Raw genomic sequence first — 25,746 nt, 5'->3', positions numbered from 1 at the left:
ATGAATAAGATATTAGAAAACATAACAACCAACTGGCAGCAAAAGCTAATCATTTTGTTGATCGGTTTATTATTGGGATGGTTGATTTTTGGTGGAAAAACTGAAAGTAATCATTCACACGAAGGACATCAACATGAGCATGAAGCTAGAGCTGCGGAATCTACAACATGGACCTGCTCCATGCATCCTCAAATTCAACAACCCAATGAAGGTGATTGTCCAATTTGTGGAATGGATTTGATTCCTATGGATAAATCGGGAGGAAGTTCATCTCCCGCTCTTATTGATATGAATGCAGATGCCATAAAGCTGGCCAATGTGCAGACTACAAGGGTAAAATCTGGTCAAAGCAATAAAGAGATTTTATTAAATGGTAAAGTTAGTATTGATGAGAGAAGAATTAGCTCTCAGGCCATTCATTTCGATGGGAGAATTGAAAAGCTATTTGTGAATTTTGAAGGAGAAAAAGTTAGTAAAGGTCAAACTCTCGCAACAGTGTATGCTCCTAAATTGATTAGTGCACAGGAAGAATTACTTCAAGCATTAAAAACCAATGATAGTTACCCTGAATTAACAAAAGCAGCAGAGCAAAAACTAAAATTCTGGAAGCTTACTGCTAATGAAATTGAACAAATCAAAAATAGCGGAAAAATTCAGGAATACTTTGAAATAAAAGCCGATGCGTCAGGATATGTAGTTAAAAGAAATATAGCTGTAGGTGCCTATGCAAAAGCAGGAAGCATTCTATTTGAAATAGCGGATCTTAGCAAAGTGTGGATTGTGTTTGATGCCTATGAAAAGGACTTACCATTCATTCATAAAGGAGCGGATATTGAATTCACAGTTTCGGCATTTCCTTCAAAAGTTTTCAATTCTAAAGTTACTTATATCGATCCTGTAATCGATACAAACAAGAGAATCCTGAAAATAAGAACTGAAGCAAACAACCACAACAATTTGCTAAAACCGGAGATGTTTGTATCAGGGACTATTTATGCCGATTTAAAACAAACTGGTAATGACCTGATAGTTCCTAAATCAGCAGTAATGTGGACTGGGAAACGTTCCATTGTCTATGTAAAAGTTGATAGTGGTTTCGAAATGCGCGAAGTGGAATTAGGTGAGTCTTTGGGAGACTCCTATATCGTTAAGGAAGGCATTAATGAAGGCGAAGAAGTTGTGAGTAAAGGTACATTTACCATTGATGCTGCTGCACAGCTGAACAACAAATACAGCATGATGAATCGTCCTGCAAGTAAACCTGGCGCTCCAATGCTTCAGCACTATGCCACAAAGGCATTTAATTCCAAAATGAAAGATTTGCTAAAATCATACCTGGCAATGAAAGACATCATGGTGGAAACAAAAGCCAAAGAAAGTAAGCAGGCAGCCAAAGCTGTTATGAAAGCTTTAATGCAAATGAAGCCTTCCAATCTCGATTTGAAAGGAAAAGCAATGAAATTTTGGAAAGAAAAGTATGAATTACTTCATGATCACCTTTCGGAGATTACCAGCAACGAAGACATGGAATTGCAACGAAAAGCATTCAAACCATTTAATGAAGCCCTGATTGCCAGCTTAAAATCATTGGGCACAGGTGAAAAGAATATATACATACAATATTGTCCTATGGCTGACAATGACACAGGAGCTTACTGGTTAAGTTTAGAGGAGAAAATTATGAATCCTTATTTCGGAGACATGATGCTTCATTGTGGTGAAGTAACCGATTCATTAATCAAAGAAGAACCAAAATCAATGCAACAGGGGCATCAGCATTAAACACAAATAAACAAGTCAAATTTAAATTAGAACAAAATGAAAAAGAAATTGTTATCACTATTGGGAATCGTAGCCATGATTACCCTCTCATACTCTGTGCAAGCAGAAAACAAAAAGGCAAGCTTCAAAGTTTCAGGAAACTGTGGCATGTGTGAAAAGACAATTGAAACTGCTGCAAAATCGGTTGATGGAGTTACCATGGCTGATTGGGACAAGAAAACAAAGGTTATAAAAGTAAGTTTTGATACTGAAAAAACTAGCTTGGATGCAATTCACAAAGCAATCGCCAAGGTTGGATATGATACAGAGAAAATAAAAGCAAATGATGAAGTGTACAACAAACTTCATTCTTGCTGCAAATACGAAAGAAAATAATGTAATGGGGTATTCCTGTACTTATGATTTTATTACTACATACATTACTTACAACTAAATCATAAGTACAGGAATACCCCACCAACATTGTAGATATTTAGAACAAATGGGGATAATTTCCCCATTTTTTATTTTAAACTATTCTACATTCATATTTGTTTTTCCAATGATAACCTGTGAATTACATTATAAGGTCATTCTTCTGGCATGTTTATTGGTTTTATTGGCTTTTGAGTAACGAATCAAATAATACATCCTTCGTTATACAATTAATTATTAATAAAACTATACTGCTATGAAAATTGCAAAAGCTCTAAGTGTACTATCACTTCTATTGGTAACATTCCTATTTGTACAGTGTTCTGATGACGACTCAAAATCAACAACTCCTGTAAAAATTAGATTAACCGATGCTCCGGGTCAGTACGATAAAGTAAATATTGATATCCAAGGAATTCAGATTCATTCCTCTGAAAATAAAAGCGAAGAAAATGGATGGCAGGTAATGAATATGATAAATTCTGGCGTATACGATTTACTTGAATTCAACAATGGTGTAGATACACTTTTAGTTGATCAGGATATGCCGAGCGGAACAGTTTCACAAATGAGATTAATTCTAGGTGACAACAATTCTGTTGTGATTGATGGTGTTGAGTATGATTTGGATACTCCTTCTGCTCAAACATCTGGATTGAAATTTCAAATTCATGATGACTTTTTGGCTGGAATTGAATATAAGCTTTGGATAGATTTTGATGCCGCTCGTTCAGTTGTTAAAACTGGTAATGGTTCTTATAAATTAAAGCCTGTAATCAGAACTTTTAATGAAGCCACTACAGGAGCTATTAGTGGAACCGTATCTCCTACTGAAGCACTTCCAACAATTCATGCCGTAATCGGTTTGGATACTATATCAACAATAGCTGAGGAAAATGGGGAATTCCTAATCAAAGGCTTAGAAGCCGGAATATACAAATTAGCAATTGAACCTATTGAAGGCTACAATGAAATAGAAGTGGAAAATATTGCAGTAACTATAGGTAACATTACGGATGCTGGAAACATTGAGATTGATGCTGTAGTACAAAACAATTAGCAATAGACTACTATCTAAAGATTAATAAAAAGTTACTTCAAATCGAGGTAACTTTTTTTTATGCAAAAAATTAAGGTTTTCATTACTTAAATGTTAATCATTATTCCCAAATTTAAGTAGTAAAACCACTAACAATCTATTCCATGGAATTGAAGAAAGAAATTATTCCTACATCTTGGTCCGAACTGCAAGAAGTACTCTTTACCGATTCATATAATGACAAGATAAACAGAATAAGGTCCCCTTATATTTATAGAGGACTATCAAAGTTTGATTATCAATTGAAAACTTCGTTGATTCGATTAAAAGGACCCTATGATGAATTAGAATTTCACTTGTTACGAAATTTTAAAAAGTATTCCTTCCGACCAGATATTAATAACAAATCAGATTGGGAATGGCTAGCTTTAGCACAACATCATGGCCTTCCAACTAGACTTTTAGATTGGACCTACTCTCCTTACGTGGCATTGCATTTTGCAACTGCCGAGATTGAAAAGTATCATCACGATGGTGTGATTTGGGCATTGAATTACGAAAGTTTAAAAAACTACCTACCTGAAAATTTGCAATACAAACTGCATCAAATTGGTTCCAATAGCTTTACCATTGAAATGCTGCATGAACTTTATCAGGATTTAAGAGAATTATCGAAAGAAAAGAGCGATTTCGTGGTGGCATTTGAACCTCCATCATTGGATGATCGAATTGTAAATCAATATGGGATATTTACCTTCATGTCGCATTCCAGTTCTATTCTAAATTCTTGGTTAATGGATAAACCTGATTTGTATTTTAGGATACGAATTCCAGCAGCTATGAAATGGGAAATTCGTGACAAACTGGATCAGGTAAACATTAACGAACGAGTTCTTTTTCCTGGAATGGATGGATTAAGCAAATGGCTAACCAGACATTATTCTCCTACTGATTCTAAAAAACAGAAGAATCTAAGTTTGGAAACCAATCATCAGTAAAACTTTTTTGTTTGAATTGATTGATCTTTTTATCTTTAATTAAAAGCAAAAGGTATGAAGTTCAAATACGAAATACTTCCTGACTTAAAACTCATTAAAGAATATTACTATGGTTATTTCAAATGGAATGACCTAATTCAGCATACCTTAAGCACTCGCACTGATGAGTTATTTAATGAATCCTACAATGTAATTTCTGATTTTACCCGAGCCAAAGTTCTTTTAAATATTAAAGATTTAGATGATTATATTGATGAGTATGAGAAGTACAGTCCCATCCTAAATAAATGTGCAATACTTGTTAGCCACAGTTACGACACTCCTATGGCTATGCTATTCGAAATTCAGGTGCGAATTCAGAATGCCAAAGTATTTTATACAGAAGAAGAAGCTTTAAACTGGCTTGAAATAGACCCCGTTCATGTGAAAAAATAATATTTCGAACACTTCCCTTTAATTAAAACTTATTTAAAATTAAGTAATTACACCTACCTAACTATTGACATCTGCATGTCAATGAAGTAACTTTAATATACTTCGGCAGATTATTAGCTTAATCTGTATTCCCTAATGCTTCATCACTCTCAGCATTCTTACTCTATAGAGTTTAAAAAAGTTCAAAATCAACTCAAACCAATAAACATCAAAACCTTACGATATGAACGAACACTCAGAACTTAAAACTGTTAACATGCCAAGAATTGGGGATAAAGCTCCTGAATTTAGGGCTATTACAACTCAAGGCGACATACACTTTCCTAACGATTACAGAGGTAGGTGGGTAATTCTATTTAGTCATCCTGCAGATTTTACTCCTGTTTGTACTTCTGAATTTATGACCTTTGCAAAAATGGAAAACCAATTCAATCAAGCCAATTGTGATTTGGTTGGACTATCGGTAGATGGATTGTATAGCCACATTGCATGGCTTAGAACCATTAAAGAAAAAATTGAATACAAAGGCATGAAAGATATTGAGGTACAATTCCCCCTTATTGAGGACATAAAAATGGAGGTAGCCAACAAGTATGGTATGATTCAGCCTGGCGAAGACAGCACCAAAGCTGTAAGAGCTGTATTTTTCATTGATCCTCATGGCATTATTCGAACCATTATATATTATCCACTAAGCCTTGGACGTAATTTCGATGAAATTTACAGAGTGCTTGTGGCATTGCAAACTGCCGACAAATTTTCTGTTGCCACTCCAGCTGATTGGAAACCAGGAGATGAAGTTATAGTCCCTCCTGCCGGATCATGTGGTGTGGCTAAGGACAGAATGGAAAATACCGAAGAAGATTTAAAATGCTACGATTGGTTTTTCTGTACCAAAAAACTGAAAGAAGAAGAAATTTGGAATACCATCCTAAGAAAGGAACCGATTGCTCACTAGCTTTAACGCTAGTTTAACAAACTTAAGCCTGCCAGAAAACTCTGGCAGGCTTTCTATTTTTATGGTCCGAACCAGTCGTAAAACCTAAAACACAAGTAAATTAAACTTATGAACTCCATCACCTAACATTTCTTTTAAGATTTCGTTAAACATTTAAGTCAATAAAAATATCTACTCACTTGAAAAAGTTTTGTAATTTTCGCTGACTTTATACTTATCAATAGATATTTACAAATGAAAAACATTTTTTATTCTCTTTGTGCGCTGATTTTCTGCACATTTACAACTACAAATTTAAATGCCCAGAAATATGATATTTCAGTACAACTTATAAATTGTAATGATTCCACGGCTTATCTTGCCCATTATTTCGATGGAAGAATTTTTGCCGATGACACAACACAATTGATTAATGGCAAAGGAAAGTTTTCAAAAGATAAAGTTCTGGATCAAGGGATTTATGTAATTTATTTGCCAAGTCAGAAATATTTTGATTTATTAATTGGAGAAGATCAGGAGTTCTCAATTTCAGCCGATCCAAAAGATTTTATTGGTAGTATATCGGTAGATGGATCCAAAGAAACTGATGGATTTCATAACTTTCAGAAGTTTATGAAATCTCAGAATGAAAAATCAAAAGCAATACAAGAAGCATATAAAAAAGCAACTGACGATTCTGAAAAGGAAAAATTCAGAAAACAATTTAAAAATACTGATATCGAAGTAAGAGCTTACATCGAAAAGTTAAAATCTGAATTCCCTGAAAATTCATTTGTTCAGAAATTTGCCCAGTTTACTTTGTCTCCTAAAATTCCTGATTTTAAAAATGAAGTTCCGGAAAGCACTCCTGATCGCGACAAGGTAATTCAACGCAAATCTTATTTGTATAATAAAGATCATTATTTCGATCATGTAAACTTTACTGATAACAGGTACCTAAGAACTCCTATATTGAAGAAGAAGCTGGATTTCTTTTACGAAAAAATACTCGTTCAAAGCCCTGATTCCATTGTAAAAGAGTCGGTAAAACTGATTGAAAATGCTCGTCCGGATACAACATTTTTCCAGTATTTAACTCAATATGCCTTAAACTTTGCGGTAAAGAGTAAGGTAATGGGTATGGATGCTGCCTTTGTAAACCTGGCAAAAAGATATTATTTAAGTGGACAAGCCACTTGGGCCGATTCTACTCTAATGGCCAATATCAGAGAACGGGTTATCAAAACTCAATTCAATCTGATTGGAATGAAATCACAGGATTTACTCATGCAAACACCTGAAGGTGAATTTATACGACTACACGAGATTGAAGCTCCACTAACCGTACTTTATTTTTGGGAACCTGATTGTGGACACTGTAAGAAGGTTACTCCTAAATTAAAAACAGAAATCTTAGACAAATACCAAGACAAAGGCCTAAAAGTATTTGCAGTTTGTACTCAAGATCAAAAGGAAATGTGGGAAAATGCCATTCATGATTACGACATATATGATTTTATCAATTGTTATGATCCTGAATTTCAAACCAATTTTAGAATATTTTACGATGTATATAGTACACCCATTATATACCTACTCGATAAAGACAAAAAAATTATCGCAAAGCGACTCGATATCGATAATCTGAAATTATTTTTGGATAACGAATTGAAAAATAATTAATACCGCTTATTAAAAGAGATAAGAACAAAGGACACTGTATAAAGTGTCCTTTGTTTTCTGAAAGTCTTCAAAATCTTAATGAAATAGATAAGGGTACTCTGTACCTTAATATTCGTAAAATTATCAAGTTATCTATAAATGTCAAGGTGCTCAGCACCTAGGTAATACTCAATTCAAATTCATCAGAAAAGCAGCAGAGCTGTGTAAAATTTATAGTTTGGTCATCTAAGAGTCTACTTAGGTACAGAGTACCGTAACTTTCATTTTTGTTGGTGTTTTCCATTTAATCATGAATATTTTTACTCCCAACACCATTTTCCAAAACTTACTTTTCTACACACAAACACCCTCTCACAAAGGGTACATTTGTATTTTTCATGCAATCGCAAACGATAACGCATAATTTTTACAAGGTAATCTGATTATAAAGTTGTATTTTCAAACTGTATATCAAAATTAACCATTCGCCAAATAACCGTTTGGCGACATTTAAGTAACTATTAAACTAAATTTTTATGTGTGGATTCGTAGCAGTATTCGACTTGAAGGTAGATTCACAGGAATTACGCCCTCAGGTACTGGAAATGTCCAAAAAAATTCGTCACAGAGGTCCCGATTGGTCAGGTATATTTTGTGATGAAAAAGCGATTTTATCGCACGAGAGACTATCGATTGTAGATCCTCAATCAGGAGGACAACCCCTTTACAGCAAAGATGGCAATTTGGTCTTGGCTGTTAATGGAGAAATCTATAATCATATGGACATTCGAAATCAGATGAACGGATCCTATGAGTTCTTGACCAAATCTGATTGCGAAGTAATTTTGGCGTTGTACAAGCAAAAAGGAATTGATTTTATCGATGATTTGAATGGAATCTTCGCATTTGCCTTGTACGATAAAGAGAAAGATATTTACCTGGTTGGTCGCGATCATATGGGAATTATTCCATTGTATCAGGGTTGGGATCAGCATGGTAACTACTATGTGGCTTCAGAATTGAAAGCTTTAGAAGGATATTGTAACAAGATTGAAGAATTCCTGCCAGGGAAGTTCTTGTACAGCAAGGATGGTGAAGTTAAAGAGTGGTACCAGCGCGACTGGATGGACTATGAGAACGTGAAAGACAATGAAACTGATATGGCAGCACTTCGCAAGGGATTGGAAGATGCAGTTCATCGTCAGTTGATGTCTGATGTACCGTATGGTGTGCTTCTATCCGGTGGATTGGATTCATCTGTTATTTCTGCCATTGCCAAGAAATATGCTTCCAAGCGTGTAGAGTCTGGCGATGAGCAAGATGCATGGTATCCACAATTGCACTCTTTTGCCATTGGATTGGAAGGATCGCCAGATTTGGCTGCCTCACGTAAGGTAGCTGATCATATTGGAACGGTTCACCACGAAATCACATTTACCGTTCAGGAAGGATTGGATGCAGTTCGCGATGTAATCTATCATTTGGAGACCTACGATGTAACCACCGTACGTGCTTCTACTCCTATGTATATGATGGCTCGTGTTATCAAATCGATGGGCATTAAGATGGTACTTTCCGGCGAAGGTGCCGATGAGATGTTTGGTGGATACTTGTACTTTCACAAAGCGCCTAATGCAAAAGAATTTCATAGCGAAACACTTCGTAAACTAAGCAAGCTACACTTGTTCGATTGCTTGCGTTCCAACAAGTCGATGGCTTCGTGGGGAGTAGAAAGTCGTGTGCCTTTTCTTGATAAAGAGTTCCTTGACATTGCCATGAGAATTAATCCTGAGGATAAAATGGCAAAGGATGGTAAGATGGAGAAATGGGTAATCCGTAAAGCTTTTGAAGATTATTTGCCGGAAGAAGTGGCCTGGAGACAAAAAGAACAATTCTCTGATGGTGTTGGATACAACTGGATTGACACCTTGCGTGACATTGCAGAGAATGAAATTAGCGATGAGCAATTGAAAAATGCGGCTTATCGATTCCCTGTTAATCCACCTATGTCGAAGGAAGAATATTACTACAGGGCAATTTTTGCTGAGCATTTTGCTTCTGATACTGCAGCGGCATGTGTTCCATCCATTCCGTCTATTGCATGTAGTACAGCCGAAGCATTAGCATGGGACGAAGCTTTCCAGAACAATGCAGACCCATCGGGACGTGCAGTAAATTCGGTTCACAATGATGGATACGAGGAAAAGAAATAGAATATAAAGGAATTAATTTTCGTTTATACATTCAGCAGGGCTCTCCATTTTGGGGAGCTTTTTTTCTGAAAGTATTGAGAAGTTAGCATTCCAAATTCATACAATACCAAAAAGTCTAATAAGCTAAGCCACACACCACCCCTAAATTACATTCTAAATAAGGATTGAAACTCATTTCAATTCCGACATGTTTCAATGATCATACACAATACATAACTGTATTTAATATATTATAGCACATACACAATACAAGTCTAGAATTCAATTTTTTAATTTAAATACAATTAATTCATAAAAATATTACCCTCCTATTCTCCTTTATCTACAAGGTTTTTGGGATTCTTTCAATAAGATTAACACCCTTTATTTTTATATGTTTCATTGTTTTTGTTGGATAAGTAAAATATATTTGATAACTTCCTGATTGTTAATATATTTTTTATTACTAACTTAAATTTTTAAAGACACGACTATCTTTTATAAAGTTATTGCTAAATTAAATCCTTCTAATCGTGCTGCAGCACCTAAGTATTATGCCTCGGTAAATAATGTAGGCAAGCGTAACAACCGTTTTATTGCAAAGCAAATTGCCGAACGCTCTAGTTTAAACCAAATGGATGTGTTATCGGTAATTGAAGGTTTTCTTCAAATTGTACCAGAAACTTTAGCCGATGGCTACAAGGTGGACTTGGGTGAATTTGGAACTTTCGGGGTTACTGCCAAGAGTAAAGGAGCCGAGAAGGAAGAAGAATTCAATGCCACATTGATTGAAAGTACTAAGGTGAACTTCCGTCCTGGTAAGTTGTTCAAGAATGTATTAAAAAATGCTGATTTCGAAAAAATACATATAGAGCAACCTGTTGAAACGACAGGTGAATAAAGTTCTTACTTCCACTTTTAAATATGCTTACTACTACTTTGCAAAGTTCTTACTAGAACTTTCTAAAGTTGTTACTACAACTTGGCAAAGTAGTAGGTAGAACTTTTAAATATACTAGGTACCACTTTTGAAAGTGGTACCTAGTACTTTTTTTAATATTACTTACAAGTTTAATTTATTCACTAATACATCCGATTCATAATCCAATTATAACTTTATATCTTAGTTTGCAATAAACCTGTCGTCCATTAAGATTATTATATGAACAGAAATAGAACCCAATTAAAAACTAAAATATTAGAACTTAAGAATAAACCGATTAGTAATAACCTTGAAATAAATAGTAAAGGAAACTTTATCAATATACTTAAAGGAGAAGGGTCTTTTTATTTACTATTAATTCCCAGTAAACCTTTATCGGTTAATAAGTCCCAGCAAATTATTAATCTCGGTTTTAAAGAGAAATTTCCAAAAATCAACTATTCCAAATTTATAAACTATAATGATAAGATTGAATTAAAAAAAATTGAAGACGATATAGTGTATATATTTAATACCATATTTCAGGTTCCTCATACCAGACAATGGCGATTCTCTATTAGTTCAGGCATGGGATTATTAAAAGATATGATTCCAATGCCTACCGTATGGGAATGTCGCAACCAAACAAGAACAAGATCATTTAACTTTAAAATTTTATTTAAATATGATATCCTGATTAGTATTATTATTGGACTAATTATTACTATTATTTTTAGGTACAATGAAAGTAACATTAGCTTAAGTAATATTGAGTTATTAGCCTGTGCTTCTCTATTCGTCTTTTTTATTATCAAATTTTCAAACTTTATTGAAAGTTTTACTGATAAATCAAAAACCAATAGACTATTTACTAGAAATAACCTTACTGCTTTACACAAAATCAATTTTAAAAAAGTTGGCAGTAGGTGTAAGGGTGTAAGAAATGGTTATAAAGTTGAAATTTACTATAACACTTATCTAAATTCTGTCGAAGTTGCCGTACATCACGAAGAAATACCTTGGGAAAGAGTTTTGAAATTATCTGAAAAATCACAAAATTCATGGTCTAATAAACCTTTTATTACATGGAGAAGTAGAATCTCACGCATTGAATTTAGAAACCGTAGTTTTATACCAAATATTGACGTTATTATTAAAGAAATTGATTCTTTTTTATTTAATTTAAAAGAATTAAACATTAAAGCCAATAAACAAACTACTATACAATAACTATAATTCTTAAGCTAACTAAAATATTAGTTTATTAAAATTAAATGAATTACTAATATTAATTCAAGTTCATTAAAAGCCTAAGCCTATGTACGCAAGCTCAAAACAAACCGTATTCTTTAAATACTATTTTCCCTTTCTATTCATTTTAGGCTTTGGGACATCCTTCCTGGCTTCCGGATTTGTTGATACAGCACCAGATGGTGTAAAAATTGCCTTTGCAATTATGTCGGTTTGGCTCTCTATTTTCTTTATACAAGTGCCATTCAGATTAAAGAAAATTACCACCTTAGAAAAAGGAATATTGGTTAAAGGCAGAGAACGAAAGCTAATTCCCTATTCTGATGTGGAAAGTGTTGCCAAGTTCGATTTGGCTGGTCCCTGGTTCATGACCATTAAGTATTTTGACCAAAAGTCGGGAGATACAAAGAAGATTTGCTTTATGCCTTCACAATCTCAAAAAAGAACAATGGCTGACGATGCCATCACTACTTTTATTAAAGCAAGAATGAAAGAAAAGAATCCTCAATACAACGAGGAAGACCAACCTTCAGCAGTGAAAAATTTCATGATACTGATGCTGCTTAGCATGCCTATTACATTAACTGCATTTTATTTCTTTATTTTTAGCTAAAAGTATTAGCCTGATACTAAAAAAGGATGAAACCAATGGGGTCTCATCCTTTTTTGTAATTAATCCTAACCTATCTACAACGAATTCTTCTTCAAGAAATCGATAATCTCATCAACATATCCAAAGGCCATTCCAACAACCGTATCGGCAGCTCCATAATAAACTGCAACTTTATTATCTTCTGTTAAAGCAGCACATGGGAACACCACATTTGGCACATCGCCAGCCAATTCGTAAGGCGCTGCTGGCGCCAACAAATATGGCTTTGAACGGTACAATACCTTGTCAGGATTTTCCAAATCCAACAAAGCTGCTCCCATTGAGTAACGGAAACCATTACAGGTATTGATTACTCCGTGATAGAACATTAACCAACCTTCTTCGGTGCGGATGGGTACCGAACCAGCGCCAATTTTGGTACACTGCCATGCACTATCAGTAAAATCAGCCACTTTCATTACACAACGGTGCTCTCCCCAATATTTCATATCAGGGCTATACGAAATGTAAATATCTCCGAAAGGTGTATGCCCATTGTCACTCGGACGACTCAACATGGCATATTTGCCATCAATTTTTTCGGGAAACAACACTCCATTTCTGTTGAATGGAAGAAATGCATTCTCGCACTGGTGGAAAGTCTTAAAATCGAAGGTATATGCAATACCAATTGTTGGTCCGTGATATCCGTTGCACCAGGTAATCCAGTATCGGTCTTCAATCCAACAAACACGCGGATCGTATTTGTAATCCGATTCAATCATTTCGGTATTTCCCGCTACCATTTCGATAGGCTCGTGATTGATTTCCCAATTGATTCCATCTTTACTGAAACCAGCAAAAATATTCATTTGCACCGCCTTGTTATCGCAACGGAATACACCTGCAAAACCATCCTCAAAAGGTACAACAGCACTATTAAAAATACTGTTAGAACTAGGTATATCGTACCTTCCAATAACAGGGTTTTGAGAATATCTCCACATCACATCCGAACATCCTTCATGACGTTCCTCCCACGGCATATTAGCTTTATTTGTCATTTTGATTTTATACTAATTCAGTTTCATTAATTTCTTCCTCTTTTTTCACTTCGCATTTGTAATCCTCAGGATAATCTCTCAGTTTCTTGTACCAGGTAAAATAAAGCACAACACTCGATGCAACAAATAATAGAATTACCCAGGTTAATGACATAAACTCACCAATTACCAGGTAAATTGGTATCAACACCAACATCATTTGCCATCCTGTACCTATTGTACAGTTCATCATATCTCTCCAGAAATCCTTATTTGGTTTCGCCTCTGGCTTTTGTTCTTTCAATTTTAAATAAACAGGCTTCCAAAATCCCCAAGGGCGAACACTGTCATAAAATTTAATCAGTACCTCATCAGGTTCTGGCTTGGTTACTAAACTACCAATGATAGATGCTGCAAATGCAAACAAGAAAATAAATGGAAATGCATAAATAGGAGAAACTTCAGGAAAAGCCAATGGTGCAATTAATGATGCCAGCAAACCGGCTAACATTCCTGTAAAATATCCATATCCGTTAAATCGCCACCATATCCATTTTAACAGGTTTGATGCGGTATAACCTCCGAACAATGCACCCACCAACCATTTCATTACAGTATCGATACTTTCAGCAAAGAATCCGAAGAAAATACCAACTGCCACCACGGCGAATGATGCCAAATATGACATTCGAATGTACTTCTTTTGCGATGCATTCGGATTGATAAATTTCTTATAGATATCGTTTACAATGTATGCTGGCCCGGCATTTACGTTTGCAGCAAAGGTAGACATGAAGGCTGCAACTAAACCTGCCAACAACAAGCCTTTCGCTCCCATTGGAATAAAATTATTCAGTGCATAAGGCAATACCATTTCAAAATCGATATTGTCGCCCATTTTATTAAATTCAGGTGCGAGATAAACCAGTGCAAGTACAGCTAATCCTGTAATCATCAAATATCTTGGAACAAAAAGTACCAAAGAAACAATCCCACTCATTTTGGCCGCATCTTTAGGTGTTTCTGTTGATAGAATTCTCTGCATATCGTAACTAGGTACAGGACCTGCAATACTTACCAACATTCCTTTGAATATCATCATCATCATCAACACCGAGAACAATGAATAACCATCGGTTGCAATTTTGTTGTTTACTGCTGGTATCAAATGATCCCAATTCAAATCCAGATTCCAACCAAAGAATACATCTTTCCACCCTTCAGGAATTGCTGCAGATATTTGTTCAGGAGTCACCAAGGATATGGCAATCACACCAACCATGATACAGGCGATGGTCATAATTACAAACTGTAAAACTTCGGTAAATACCACCGAGTACATCCCCCCTTTTATCACGTAAAGTGTGGTTACACCCATAATGATAATGGCGTACATGTTCTCAGAACTAATGGTAATTCCCATTACATAGGTTTGCAGATTCCAAGGAAAAAATGTTTGGGCAAACTTCCCTACTCCAACAAATCCATATGTGATAAAACCAATTACACTCACAATGGCAAATAGTACCACAATCAGGTGAGACAATTGCGAACCTTTGTCATCTCCAAATCTTGTTTTTAACCACTCGGCACCCGTCATTACATTCGATCGGCGCAACCAAATTGCCAAAAACATCATCAGAAAAATCTGGTTCCAAACGGGCCACAACCAAGGAATCCAAACCGATTTTAAACCATATACAAACAGTATGGTAACCGTCCACATGGTTCCGGTAATATCGAACATTCCCGATGCGTTGGAAACACCAAGCATGTACCAGGGAATTTTATTTCCTCCTAGAAAGTAGTTCGATAAGTTTTTTGATGCCTTTGCGGACAACAAGTAACCAATTACAATGGTTAGAACAATGTATCCGATAATGATGGATATGTCGAGTACTGATAGATTCATTATATTCTATTTAGTTTTTTACTTGCTTGATTTTAATTCAAATTCAATTGTTCCTCCTTTTACCAAATCGTCATGATTGATAAAGTAGCTGGAATGATTTGAACCATTTCGTTTAATGCTTTTGATGTAAATATCATTTGCATTCTTCTTTTTCGTAACAATTTCCAATTTCTTTCCAGGATAAAATTCCTGGTTAAGCTCTATGGTAATTTTATCGAAGACCGGCGATGTTAGTGCGTAATCTGTATCTCCAGGGCAAACAGGATACATGCCCATCATGCTGTAAACAATCCAGGCTGAAAGTGTTCCACAATCGTCGTTCCCCGGAATTCCATCAGGTGCATTTTTATAGTATTCATCCACCAAACGACGAACTTCTTTCTGAGTTCTCCACTCTTCCCCTTTAAAATAGTTGAACAGGAATGGGTAATGGATATCCGGCTCGTTGGCCATATCGTAAAGATCCTCATCGAATACTTTCTGTAGCTTGCTTACGAAATTCTTTTTGCCATCCATTATTTTGGTCAGTCCTTTAATGTCATGAGGTACGCAAAAAGTATATTGCCATGATGTTCCCTCGTGGAATCCAGGACATGGTTCAAAGTTTTCACCTTGCTTTGGATCGAAATTCTTTAGGAAAGTACCATCGGCAAGTTTAGGTCTCAATACGCCAAATTCTTTCGAATAGTAATTTTTATAGCCTAAGGATTGATTCAGAAATTTCTGATAATCCGCTTTCTTCCCAAGAGCTTTTGCAAACTGAGCCAGGTTCCAATCGGCAATATAATATTCCAATGCATGCGATACCGAATTATCGAATTCCTCTTCAATTGGCACATATCCTTCTGCCAGGTAATGATCGATATCAGGACGCAATTTGTTGTTTTTCCCTTCCATTGTTGCCGATTTGTACATGGCAGCATAAGCCGCTTCCACATCAAAGTCGGTCAATCCTCGCAAGTAAGAATCAACAATCACAGGAATAGAAGGATCACCTTCCATCACATGTGTTTCCTTGCTGTTTAGCTCCCATTTAGGCAACCATCCACTTTCCTTATACATATCCACCATGGAACGAACCATATCCAATTGTTCCTGTGGATAAAGCAGAGCCATTAATGGGTGAAAGTTTCGGTAGGTATCCCAAAGAGAAAACACTGTGTAGCGATTGCAATCATTGGTTTCCTTAATTTCGAAAGATTCCATTGCTGGATATTGCCCATTTACATCATTAATGATATTCGGATGAATTTGAGTATGATACAAAGCCGTGTAGAAAATGGTTTTCTGATCTTTTGTTCCACCTGCAACCTTAACTCTACCTAAAATATCGTTCCACTCTTTTTCTGCTTCTGCTCTAGTCTTCTCAAAATCAAAATCATTCGACTCTGCTTTAAGGTTTAATCGAGCATTCTCGATGCTAACATAGGAAACCCCAACTTCTACAATAATTTGTTCGTTTTCTTCTGTATCAAATGTGAAATAAGCTCCAATTTCGTTACCAAACATTTCCCGGGTAAATCCATCGTAGTATTTGTATTCACCCGAAGTTTTGCTCCAAGCTGCTTCTGCTTGTAGTTTTGGCATGTTTTTCCATACTCCAAAATTCTTTGCTGGTTTACTGAATCGGGCCACAAAATAGACAGGACGCTCCGAACCATCATTGTAACAGAAAGTACCTGTCATTCGAGAACCTTCAATTTCCTTGTTATTAACGATTCTCACCTTAGCTCCTACTTCGTTGGTTAATCCTAATCCAAGATTTAATAGAATATTTGATTCTCCTTTTGGAAAGGTATATCGACTTATGCCAGTGCGTTTTGTAGAACTCAGTTCTGCCTTGATGCTGTACTTTTCCAAATTAGTGGCATAATAGCCTGGTGTTGCCTTTTGGTTCTTCATAACAGAACCATATTGCTTGTGGTCAGCATTGACTTTTCCTGTGGTTGGCATCAATAAAATAACACCAAGTTCCGGACAGCCCACTCCACTCAAATTTACATGAGAAAATCCGGTAAGGTAAGAGTTATCCCATGAGTATGGTGTAGACCACCAGCGTGCATCCTTATCGTATTTATTGATATCAGATCCGGAAACATTAAATGGAGTTACCGAAACCATTCCTCGTGGCACAATGGCCCCTGGATTTGTGGTTCCAAAATTCGTAGTTCCAATAAAAGGATTTACATATTGGGAATACTGACCAAAGCCATTAAAACAAAAAAACAGTAGAATTGAAATTCCTATAAAGCGCTTCATTAGTTAGGTTTTATTGTAATCGTGGATTTAAAAATAATACCGAACGGGACTATCGCCAGCCAAGCTTTTTCCCGATCGGTTTACTAATTTCTAATCTACAGAAACTGTCTAAAAATTATTATATCATTTAATGATGCGACTTTTTCATTTATACTGCTGCAAAATCTCCTTAAATAGCTAATGCTATTCGTGTCCATTTTGCATTGCCTAAATAAAAAAATCATCATAATTACTCTAATAAATAACTTATAGACTGTTTCTAATTCAAATTAAAGTATTCAAGATTAAATGGTGATTAATATTGAGGTTAATCTACCAATTGAATCATTAATCAATTGTAATGACAAATTAATTCACAATAGGAACAATTGCAACTGCCTGACCTCCACTTTCAATCATTTTTACAGACAATACAGTCTTCGAATCAACTTCTACTTTTCGAATATTAATATCTGTAGGGTTATTTTCGAGATTTGCATTATCTCCATCCTCAAAAATACTTGCCATATATTTTTTACCATCCTCTAAAAAGGATAAGTCAAGCTCTAGATTTCTTCTGTTCTCATCAGTAATTGTTCCAATATACCAGTTCTTGGCTTTTCGACGAGCAACCGAATACACATCACCAATCTCCGCCAATAGAACTTTTGATTCATCAAAATCGGCAGGAAGTAATTCAAAGAATTCAAATGCTGGCTGATCTTCGTAATTTCTTACCATATCCGATGCCATTTGCAATGGACTATACAGGCAGACCCAAAGAGCCAATTGTTTGGCAAGCGTTGTATTCACTCGGCTATTTCCTTTATCGTTGCTGTTCCATTTGGTATACTCCTTCCTGTTTTTGTAAAGAATATCAAATGTACCTGGTGTATAGTCAATAGGTCCACCCAAACATCTGGTAAAAGGAAGAATCACGTAATGCTCGGGAGGATTTCCTTCGCTCCAGCCATTCCACTCCATGCCTCGTGCACCTTCTCGAGTCATCATGTTGGGATATGTACGCCTGATTCCTGTTGCTTTAATTGGTTCGTGAGCGTCGATCATTAAATTGTACTTTGCAGCCTTTTCCACAACCTTTCTGTAGTGTTGTACCATCTTCTGTCCATGATGGTAATGACCATTTGGTATTGGACCGGCATATCCAGTTTTTAGAACTCGAATACCATTATCTCTAAGCATGGAAAAAGCCTTGTCCATGCACTCCTCATAGTAAATATAGTCGCCACCGGTTTCATGATGGCCAATCAGTTCCACACCTTTTGCTTTTGTATATCGAACCACCTCATCAAAGTCAAAGTCAGCATAAGGAGTTTGCTGGTCAAAAGCACGTGCTTTCCCCCAGTTTTCCCAACCTGTATTCCAGCCTTCGGCAAGCACTGCCTGAACATTGTGATCGGCAGCAAAATCAATATACGCCTTCATATTTTCAGTTGTGGCTCCATGTTTTGGGCCCATAGTCCAGGTTTCCACTCCCAGGTGCATGCCCCACCAAATACCAATGTATTTCATAGGTTCAATCCAATCGGTATCCTTCAATGCACATGGCTCATTTAAATTTTGAATCAGATTTGATTCAACTAATCCTGCTGCATTCTTACTAATTGTAATGGTTCGCCAGGGAGTCAAAAGAGAACCTTTGGCTTTAACTTTCACTCCATCAGGCCAAGGTACCAAATTGGCTTCAAAATTTGTTCCTCCTGTATTTTGCAAAGTCATGCCAGCATAGTCTGTCAGGTTTGCTTCATGAATACTTAAATAAACTCCATCATTGGTTTTAAAGGTTACAGGAGTATTGGCACCTTTTACCTCATCAATTTTAGTTGTTCTGTATAGCATCTCGTAGCTATCGAAATTAGCAGGAATAGACCAGGCAGTACCATTTTCAGCCAGGTTAAACTCTGTATTTTCATCGGTAATCAAAATGCTATCAACACCTGTTTGCTCAGGAATTTTATACCTGAAACCAAGACCATCATCATATGCTTTAACTTGTAATTGAAGCTTAAGTCCTTTTGAGGTAATCAAATCTAAAAGCAACTGATTATAGTTGTTTTTAATCCTTTTGTTTTGGCCCCACACAGCATTCCAGGTCTCATCAACTTCTACAATTTTCTTATCAACGATCTTTACTTTTTCGATAGAAAGTCTGCTCTCTGTAGCTTCCAGCCCCAGTTTAGATTCATTAATCAACTTACGCTGCCCCACTGATAATTCATAGGACAGTTGACCTTGATCGTTAACATGCAATTCATACTTCAATTCTCCATTGGGTGATTCCACCTCCACTCTATTATCCAAAGAACAGGATAAACTCATCAATCCAGCGCACAAAGCGAGGAACACTACTCTTACTCTCATAAATTAATTTTCAATCACATATGTTTTCTTATCACAACCAATCCCCTTAATGGTCAAGCTTCTCCACTGCTTTGGAAGACATGTACTACCTTGAATAATCCCCTCATCGTTTATTTTTAGGCCTGCAAAACCAAAAATTACAGATTGTAGCATCCCCCCAGCACCCGTTGCAAAGTATGGATTGTGGCTAAATGCAGATTCAGCCAAAGCTCCAAAAGGAGGTCTTTTATTTGGTTCGTAAGCTCTCTTAAATAACTCGAATGCCTTATCCGCTTCTCCCAAACGAGCATAAAGAACAGCAAGTACAGAGTGAGACATAGCTGGTCCTTCAGGAGCCATTTTCGGCTCATAATAAGCCAAGTCTCTGCGAATATCTTCAGGCTTATTCACAATATTCAGTGGGTAAGCCAATAAATTCACGTCGGCCTGTTTGATCACCTCCCCATTGTAGGTTCTGTTTTCTTTCATTGCTCCGCTTGGGAAATAGTGAAAGCACAGAGCTTTGGAAATTTTACTCCATTGACTATTGGGAGACAGGTCAAGTTCTTTCGCAGCCTTCACTGCAAATTCCAATGCTGTTTTGGCGGCACCATTTGTAAAAGCATTGTCATCAGCATGATGGTAAAATTCATTGGCTCCTACTACATTGTTAATGGAATAAGAACCATCTTCATTTTTAACAGACCTACTCACCCAGAAATCAGCTACCTCTTTCAATACAGGAAATCCAACTTCCTTTAGCCATTGTTTATCTTTGCTCACCCGGTAGTAGTTCCAAAAAGCGATTCCAATATCAGCAGTAATATGATGTTCGAAAGTTCCCGTCAATGCCCAGGTTGGAGTAGCCTCCTCACCTGTATCGTCAGATTCCCAGGGAAACATGGCTCCCTCATATCCAAAATTGGCAGCTTTCTTTTTAGCCTTTTCAAGCCTGTGAAACCTGTAGTTTAAAAGTGAATGGGCAATATCCTGATTAAACACTAACAATGGCGGATACATCCACAATTCAGTATCCCAGAAGACATGTCCGTTATAACCTTGAGCCGACAAGCCCATTGGAGCAATACTTAAATTCGAATCATCTCTCGAGAAAGAATACAAATGATATAAAGCTAAGCGAACATCCTGCTGAGATTCAATATCTCCCTCAATTACAATATCACCTTGCCATAATTCTTCCCACAGCTTTTGGTGTCTTTCGATTACTGATTCTTTATTTCCCAACAGCTGAAAGACAACCATTCTTTCAGACTCACTCTTAGGATCATCGAAGTTTTGAGAAGTACATACGGCCCCTGCCCAGGCAAAGCTATACTTCTCCCCCTTTTTCAAATCCTTTGTAAAAACCAACTCATGATGAAATGGGCCTTTAACATTACGTTTTAATTCCGGAGTCTCCTCTTCAAATATGAAAGTAGCAGAGGTTGCCATGTGGTGCTTTCCAAAGGGACTATCAGCTACCGTTTGTAAAACTGGCATTCTGGCATCCAAATCTTGCATCACACGAAAACCAGATTCAACATTTTTATATTCGTTAGGACAAACGATTTGACCCCCTACCTGTACTTTCAAATTTCTCAACAATGGAGTAATTTCAACATCGATCATACCAGTATAAGGCATGCCTCGCAATGCATAAGATGTAAAAGAAAAATCAGCATAGTTCTTAAACCTACAAGTTGTAGTAAAAGCAGCTTTCTTCATATCCAGCTTTTGGGTCCATGCTGTACAATTCTCAGTTTTTAGAGTATCTCCCTTAATTACTATTTCAAGGTTTGCAAAATTAATACCCAACAAAACCTTGCTAACACCATATTTTGACTCCTTATCGAAAACATGATTCAAAATAATAGCTTTCGTTTTGCCCGGTTCTTTGGATGGTAGCAGTCCTATGCGTCCATTGGCTATTGAAACTCCAGTATAGTCGGAATAATCACTTGTTTCAATTACCCAACCAGATCCTTGCCTTGTTTGGGCATTCACACCTATGTGAATCAATAAACAAAAAATAAAAAGGTATAAGTATCTATAGTAAACAGTCATATTATATAAGTTTTAGTAATTCTGGCTTTTCATTGTAAATCTTCAAAATCAATTCTCCAAACAAGGTATTTGCCCAGGCAAACCATGAACGAGTAAAATGTTCAGGCTTATTCTTATGGAAGGTCTCATGCATAAAACCCGTTCCAGCATGTGTATTCATTAACATTTTAAGACATTTCAGAATCTCCTCATCATTGTCAGAGGTCATTGCCCTCATAATGATACTCATTGGCCAAATCATGTCTACTCCCACATGCGGACCTCCAATACCTTCAGCAGCCTTTCCCTCAAAGAACCAAGGATTATTCTTACTCAGAATGAATTTTCTTGTATTCTGATACAGCTTAGAATCCTGATCTACTGCTCCCAAATAAGGCAAAGAAAGTAAGCTTGGAATGTTCGCATCATCCATAAATAGTTGGTTGCCGAAGCCATCTGCCTCAAAGGCCAGTGTTTTGCCATAAGTAAGGTGATCAGTGGAAGCATATTTCTGTAAAGCTTCCTCCACCTCTTCTGCCAATAGTAAAGCAGATGCAGACAGTTCTTTTTCAATACCCAAAGAATTTAAGATCTCTGTCAACTGCTTAAGTGAAACTACGGCAAAATAATTTGATGGTATCAAGAATGGGAAAATGGTAGCATCATCAGAAGGACGAAATGAAGAAACAATAAGACCAACAGGATTAATTGGATTTCCATAACCATTTCCCGGTTGTGAGTCGGTAGGTTTGCTGGTAGTTCTTAAAAAAGAGTATGTCCCCTTACCTTCCTTTCGCTGTTGCTCTTTGAATGTTCTCACAACAGATTTCATAGCCTCAACCCAGGCACGATCAAAACATGTCGTATCATTGGTTTTCTTCCAATAATGATAAGCCAGCCTAATTGCATAACACAACGAATCTATTTCCCATTTTCTCTCATGTAATTCAGGCTTCATCTCTGTTTGATCACTTTCCCAATGTGATCCATCGGCACCTTTGTTAAACGCGTTAGCGTAAGGATCGATGTTGATACATTTGCTCTGTCGGTTGATGAGCCCTTGAAAAAGATCTTTCAATTTCCGATCATCATTTACAAGTGGCAGATATGGCCAAACCTGGGCTGTTGAGTCCCTTAACCACATGGCATGAATATCTCCGGTGATCACAAAAGAATCGGGTCTTCCATCTTTTTCAGAATAAGTCACCGTTGTGTCTAATGTATTTGGAAAGCAATTTTCAAACATCCATGCCAACTCTTTGTTCGCAATTGACTTTTTAACCTTAGCAATGATCGCATCAACAGCTGGACTTACAAATTTCCTTTCGGCTGCTGGTGGTCTATTTGAGATGTATTTTACTTCATTTGTTAAACTAAATCCTTTTGTACCAATAAGACTTAGTCCTCCGGTAAATAGGATTGAGTTTTTTAGAAAATTTCTTCTATGCATATCTATAGGGTTATTCTCATCCCAGAGTAATTGCAGTAGGTTACACTCCAATGAATATCCAGGATTAGTTTGTGTTTTAATTTATTGTAGGCACATATTTGATAAGATCAAGAGATCATATATTCTACTCAACAATCAACTCATCGATAAAAATAAAAGTCCCTCTTCTCTCTTGCTTAGGGCAAATGGCTATCACTTTAACAAACTCAAAATTTAAAACCTCCAAATCAACAGTTAACAGCTTATTTTCCACGCCTTGCTCCTCCACACTTCTAATGGAATCCGTTTTTGACCATTCTCCTGCTAGCTGATAGTTTTTCCCATCCTTCGATACAAAAACTTGAATAGATTCTGGAAACAGGATGCTTGCTCCCTTATCAGTTATACAACTAAGAGAAACGCTTTTTATATTAGTGGCAGTATTTAGCTTTATCGATGCATCTAAATCCTTATTTAAGAAGCCGAGCCACTTACCATTTCCCCATATTTTGCCACCTCTTTCAAGGTCAAGCAAGGTCATACCTCCTTTTCCTGCATACTTTGAATAAGGTTGATTTTTAAGATCTATTTCACAGGCTCGCGCTTTATGCACAATAAGCCGTTCTGTTTCCATTTCAGTTAACACCTTAGCGTTTTTTACAGAAATCGCTTTTAACACTTTTGTCGAATCCAACAAGAATGGTTCTGTATACAAGTGTTCTTTTTCTATCGTAGGCTCACTTCCATCTAAGGTATAATAGACCTCTGCTTCCAATTCAGGTTCAATTCTCACTTCAAGCATTTTGGTGAGAGTATCTAATTTCGTACTTATGATTGGACGATACGCACTCATAGAGCAATTAGCACCTGCCTTTTGATAGTCCGCTATAAATTCATCAACAGTAGTTCTAAATCTCTCCCATGACTTATTCTCTTCTTTGGTCCAGGCATTCTCAGCCAATGCGAATATTCTTGGGAAAATCATATACTCCACCTTTTCAGGTGTCTTCATATGTTCCGTCCATACATTTGCCTGAACACCCAACACATTCTGATACAAAGAAGTATCTGAAATATGAGAAAGTGGATTCAATTCATAAACCTGATGAAGTGGAGAAAATCCACCCCAAGCGGGTAGTTCATTCTTACTTGAACTTTGATAATGGTCAAAATAATAAGATGTACCTGTTGAATTAACTGTTGGATGGCCTTCCTTTAATGCTTTTTCGAGCCCCTTCATTCCACCCCAATACATGATACTTGCCGATGAAGATAAATCTCCTTCCAAAATCTCATGCCAACCAATTAACTTGCGTCCTTTAGATAACAGGTATTTATCGAAATGATTCACAAAATGGCTTTGCAGGCTTTTCTCATCGTACTTGTGTTTCCGCATCAAATTCTTACAGGCCGCACATTTCTTCCAATTGCTTTTGTTTACTTCATCACCACCAATATGTATATATTCTGATGGAAAAAGCTCTATTACTTCATCCAAAACATCTTCCAACAGTTGGTAAGACTCCTTATTGGCGGCACAGTATACTCCGATATTTTTTAAGCTTTTTCCTCTGCTGTCTTTACAAACCAAATGAGGATAACAATCGAAGACAATTTCCGAATGGCCAGGCAGTTCTATTTCAGGTAAAACTGTAATAAAACGACCTTGTGCATATTTTACAATTTCTTTGATCTCCTCTTGAGAATAGTATCCTCCATATTTTGGTCTGTCATCGCCTTCCTTCCATGCTTCGATATCTTTCCATGGCTTATCAGCATCCTTCACCACTCTCCAAGCACCTATATCAGTCAGCTCCGGGTGAGATTTTATTTCAATGCGCCAACCAGTTCCATCAACCAAATGCCAATGAAAAACATTCAATTTATTGGCAGCCAAATAATCAATGTACTTCTTAATAAATGAGGTCGGCATAAAATGTCTTGATACATCCAGATGCATTCCTCTCCATGCAAATCGGGGACTATCAGCTATCTGCACACAAGGAATCTCACCTCTTCCCTTATCCTCAATATAGATCAGTTGCAAAAGGGTTTGCATCCCATAGAACAAGCCATTTTCAGATGATGCCAACAAAGTCACCGACTTCTCATTCACCTTCAGCTTATACCCTTCGAAAGGGATATTGTAATTTGAATCTACAGAAAGATGAATTGCATTTGGGGAGCTTTCTCCTGTTAGTTCAGATTGAACAGGTATGTTTAAATGCGGTTCAAATCTATGAACCAGCAGTTTTGCTATTTCAAGCGACTTCTCAGAATTCATCGTAATAAATGTCTTCCGATTTACCTTAAAATTCCCCTTCTGTTTTGCTAGCGAGTTAGGATAAGGGATCAGGTTTATACCCTTATTTTTTCTCACATTCGATGTGCAGGACACACTGAAAAAAACGGTTAGAATAACAAGGCTGAGTAGATAATAGTTTTTCATGAAGTTAGGGGATTTGAAAATGGGTATCTGAACAGATACCCGTTTAC

Annotated in this window: 18 protein-coding genes; 11 read left to right on the top strand and 7 right to left on the bottom strand. The window is 36.6% G+C overall.

Translation table 11 applies throughout. From position 1 onward, the window contains the following. The 11 genes from BXY64_RS08820 to BXY64_RS08770 all read left to right on the top strand — a co-directional run bounded on the left by BXY64_RS08820 (position 1) and on the right by BXY64_RS08770 (position 12,245). A complete protein-coding gene (locus BXY64_RS08820) occupies positions 1–1,782 on the top strand; it encodes an efflux RND transporter periplasmic adaptor subunit (RefSeq protein ID WP_245996625.1) in 1,782 nt (593 codons plus the stop codon). A gap of 36 nt (positions 1,783–1,818) precedes the next feature. Beyond that, on the top strand, positions 1,819–2,157 hold the full coding sequence (locus BXY64_RS08815) for a heavy-metal-associated domain-containing protein (RefSeq protein WP_120239510.1): 339 nt from the start codon (positions 1,819–1,821) through the stop codon (positions 2,155–2,157). A 295-nt stretch (positions 2,158–2,452) separates the two neighbouring features. After that, positions 2,453–3,256 carry a DUF4382 domain-containing protein gene (locus BXY64_RS08810; RefSeq protein WP_120239509.1) on the top strand — a complete coding sequence of 268 codons (804 nt, stop codon included), beginning with the start codon at positions 2,453–2,455 and terminating at the stop codon, positions 3,254–3,256. Between the two features lie 143 nt (positions 3,257–3,399). Then, positions 3,400–4,233: an FRG domain-containing protein gene (locus tag BXY64_RS08805; RefSeq protein WP_120239508.1), complete on the top strand. Its 834-nt coding sequence runs from the start codon at positions 3,400–3,402 to the stop codon at positions 4,231–4,233. 54 nt (positions 4,234–4,287) lie between these two features. Further along, entirely contained in the window at positions 4,288–4,668 is a 381-nt protein-coding gene (locus tag BXY64_RS08800; RefSeq protein WP_120239507.1) for a hypothetical protein, read from the top strand. A gap of 223 nt (positions 4,669–4,891) precedes the next feature. After that, positions 4,892–5,626 (top strand): peroxiredoxin, encoded by a 735-nt coding sequence (locus BXY64_RS08795; RefSeq protein WP_120239506.1) that lies wholly within the window; start codon positions 4,892–4,894, stop codon positions 5,624–5,626. Positions 5,627–5,860: 234 nt separating this feature from the next. After that, positions 5,861–7,288 (top strand): TlpA family protein disulfide reductase, encoded by a 1,428-nt coding sequence (locus BXY64_RS08790; RefSeq protein WP_120239505.1) that lies wholly within the window; start codon positions 5,861–5,863, stop codon positions 7,286–7,288. Positions 7,289–7,803: 515 nt separating this feature from the next. Then, positions 7,804–9,480 carry an asparagine synthase B gene (gene asnB / locus BXY64_RS08785; protein ID WP_120239504.1) on the top strand — a complete coding sequence of 559 codons (1,677 nt, stop codon included), beginning with the start codon at positions 7,804–7,806 and terminating at the stop codon, positions 9,478–9,480. A 454-nt stretch (positions 9,481–9,934) separates the two neighbouring features. After that, positions 9,935–10,360, top strand: coding sequence for an HU family DNA-binding protein (locus BXY64_RS08780; protein ID WP_120239503.1), 426 nt, complete (start codon positions 9,935–9,937; stop codon positions 10,358–10,360). Positions 10,361–10,621: 261 nt separating this feature from the next. Continuing rightward, positions 10,622–11,611 carry a hypothetical protein gene (locus BXY64_RS08775; protein WP_120239502.1) on the top strand — a complete coding sequence of 330 codons (990 nt, stop codon included), beginning with the start codon at positions 10,622–10,624 and terminating at the stop codon, positions 11,609–11,611. An 88-nt stretch (positions 11,612–11,699) separates the two neighbouring features. Next, positions 11,700–12,245, top strand: coding sequence for a hypothetical protein (locus BXY64_RS08770; RefSeq protein ID WP_120239501.1), 546 nt, complete (start codon positions 11,700–11,702; stop codon positions 12,243–12,245). Between the two features lie 74 nt (positions 12,246–12,319). Here BXY64_RS08770 and BXY64_RS08765 read toward each other — a convergent pair whose 3' ends face one another. The 7 genes from BXY64_RS08765 to BXY64_RS08735 form a co-directional block, all read right to left on the bottom strand. Then, entirely contained in the window at positions 12,320–13,288 is a 969-nt protein-coding gene (locus BXY64_RS08765; protein WP_120239500.1) for a glycoside hydrolase family 130 protein, read from the bottom strand. A gap of 7 nt (positions 13,289–13,295) precedes the next feature. After that, on the bottom strand, positions 13,296–15,179 hold the full coding sequence (locus BXY64_RS08760; RefSeq protein ID WP_120239499.1) for a sodium:solute symporter family protein: 1,884 nt from the start codon (positions 15,177–15,179) through the stop codon (positions 13,296–13,298). A gap of 18 nt (positions 15,180–15,197) precedes the next feature. Next, positions 15,198–17,438, bottom strand: coding sequence for a GH92 family glycosyl hydrolase (locus BXY64_RS08755; RefSeq protein ID WP_120239498.1), 2,241 nt, complete (start codon positions 17,436–17,438; stop codon positions 15,198–15,200). A gap of 348 nt (positions 17,439–17,786) precedes the next feature. Beyond that, positions 17,787–19,799 (bottom strand): glycoside hydrolase family 97 protein, encoded by a 2,013-nt coding sequence (locus BXY64_RS08750; RefSeq protein ID WP_120239497.1) that lies wholly within the window; start codon positions 19,797–19,799, stop codon positions 17,787–17,789. A 3-nt stretch (positions 19,800–19,802) separates the two neighbouring features. Then, positions 19,803–21,842, bottom strand: a complete 2,040-nt coding sequence (locus tag BXY64_RS08745) for a glycosyl hydrolase family 95 catalytic domain-containing protein (protein ID WP_120239496.1) — start codon at positions 21,840–21,842, stop codon at positions 19,803–19,805. A gap of 1 nt (position 21,843) precedes the next feature. Then, positions 21,844–23,271, bottom strand: a complete 1,428-nt coding sequence (locus BXY64_RS08740) for a glycoside hydrolase family 125 protein (protein ID WP_120239495.1) — start codon at positions 23,269–23,271, stop codon at positions 21,844–21,846. Positions 23,272–23,395: 124 nt separating this feature from the next. Next, entirely contained in the window at positions 23,396–25,699 is a 2,304-nt protein-coding gene (locus BXY64_RS08735; RefSeq protein ID WP_245996624.1) for a beta-N-acetylhexosaminidase, read from the bottom strand. Positions 25,700–25,746: the final 47 nt, after the last annotated feature.

It is taken from the genome of Marinifilum flexuosum, from assembly GCF_003610555.1.
In the GTDB taxonomy this organism is placed as follows: Bacteria; Bacteroidota; Bacteroidia; order Bacteroidales; family Marinifilaceae; genus Marinifilum; species Marinifilum flexuosum.
This window is presented reverse-complemented; position numbering and strand designations above follow the sequence as displayed.

Bases quoted from the DNA above. Each gene is read 5' to 3' on its own strand.
- BXY64_RS08820 (WP_245996625.1), top strand. From the start codon at position 1: ATGAATAAGATATTAGAAAACATAACAACCAACTGGCAGCAAAAGCTA.
- BXY64_RS08815 (WP_120239510.1), top strand. From the start codon at position 1,819: ATGAAAAAGAAATTGTTATCACTATTGGGAATCGTAGCCATGATTACC.
- BXY64_RS08810 (WP_120239509.1), top strand. From the start codon at position 2,453: ATGAAAATTGCAAAAGCTCTAAGTGTACTATCACTTCTATTGGTAACA.
- BXY64_RS08805 (WP_120239508.1), top strand. From the start codon at position 3,400: ATGGAATTGAAGAAAGAAATTATTCCTACATCTTGGTCCGAACTGCAA.
- BXY64_RS08800 (WP_120239507.1), top strand. From the start codon at position 4,288: ATGAAGTTCAAATACGAAATACTTCCTGACTTAAAACTCATTAAAGAA.
- BXY64_RS08795 (WP_120239506.1), top strand. From the start codon at position 4,892: ATGAACGAACACTCAGAACTTAAAACTGTTAACATGCCAAGAATTGGG.
- BXY64_RS08790 (WP_120239505.1), top strand. From the start codon at position 5,861: ATGAAAAACATTTTTTATTCTCTTTGTGCGCTGATTTTCTGCACATTT.
- asnB (WP_120239504.1), top strand. From the start codon at position 7,804: ATGTGTGGATTCGTAGCAGTATTCGACTTGAAGGTAGATTCACAGGAA.
- BXY64_RS08775 (WP_120239502.1), top strand. From the start codon at position 10,622: ATGAACAGAAATAGAACCCAATTAAAAACTAAAATATTAGAACTTAAG.
- BXY64_RS08770 (WP_120239501.1), top strand. From the start codon at position 11,700: ATGTACGCAAGCTCAAAACAAACCGTATTCTTTAAATACTATTTTCCC.
- BXY64_RS08765 (WP_120239500.1), bottom strand. From the start codon at position 13,288: ATGACAAATAAAGCTAATATGCCGTGGGAGGAACGTCATGAAGGATGT.
- BXY64_RS08760 (WP_120239499.1), bottom strand. From the start codon at position 15,179: ATGAATCTATCAGTACTCGACATATCCATCATTATCGGATACATTGTT.
- BXY64_RS08755 (WP_120239498.1), bottom strand. From the start codon at position 17,438: ATGAAGCGCTTTATAGGAATTTCAATTCTACTGTTTTTTTGTTTTAAT.
- BXY64_RS08750 (WP_120239497.1), bottom strand. From the start codon at position 19,799: ATGAGAGTAAGAGTAGTGTTCCTCGCTTTGTGCGCTGGATTGATGAGT.
- BXY64_RS08745 (WP_120239496.1), bottom strand. From the start codon at position 21,842: ATGACTGTTTACTATAGATACTTATACCTTTTTATTTTTTGTTTATTG.
- BXY64_RS08740 (WP_120239495.1), bottom strand. From the start codon at position 23,271: ATGCATAGAAGAAATTTTCTAAAAAACTCAATCCTATTTACCGGAGGA.
- BXY64_RS08735 (WP_245996624.1), bottom strand. From the start codon at position 25,699: ATGAAAAACTATTATCTACTCAGCCTTGTTATTCTAACCGTTTTTTTC.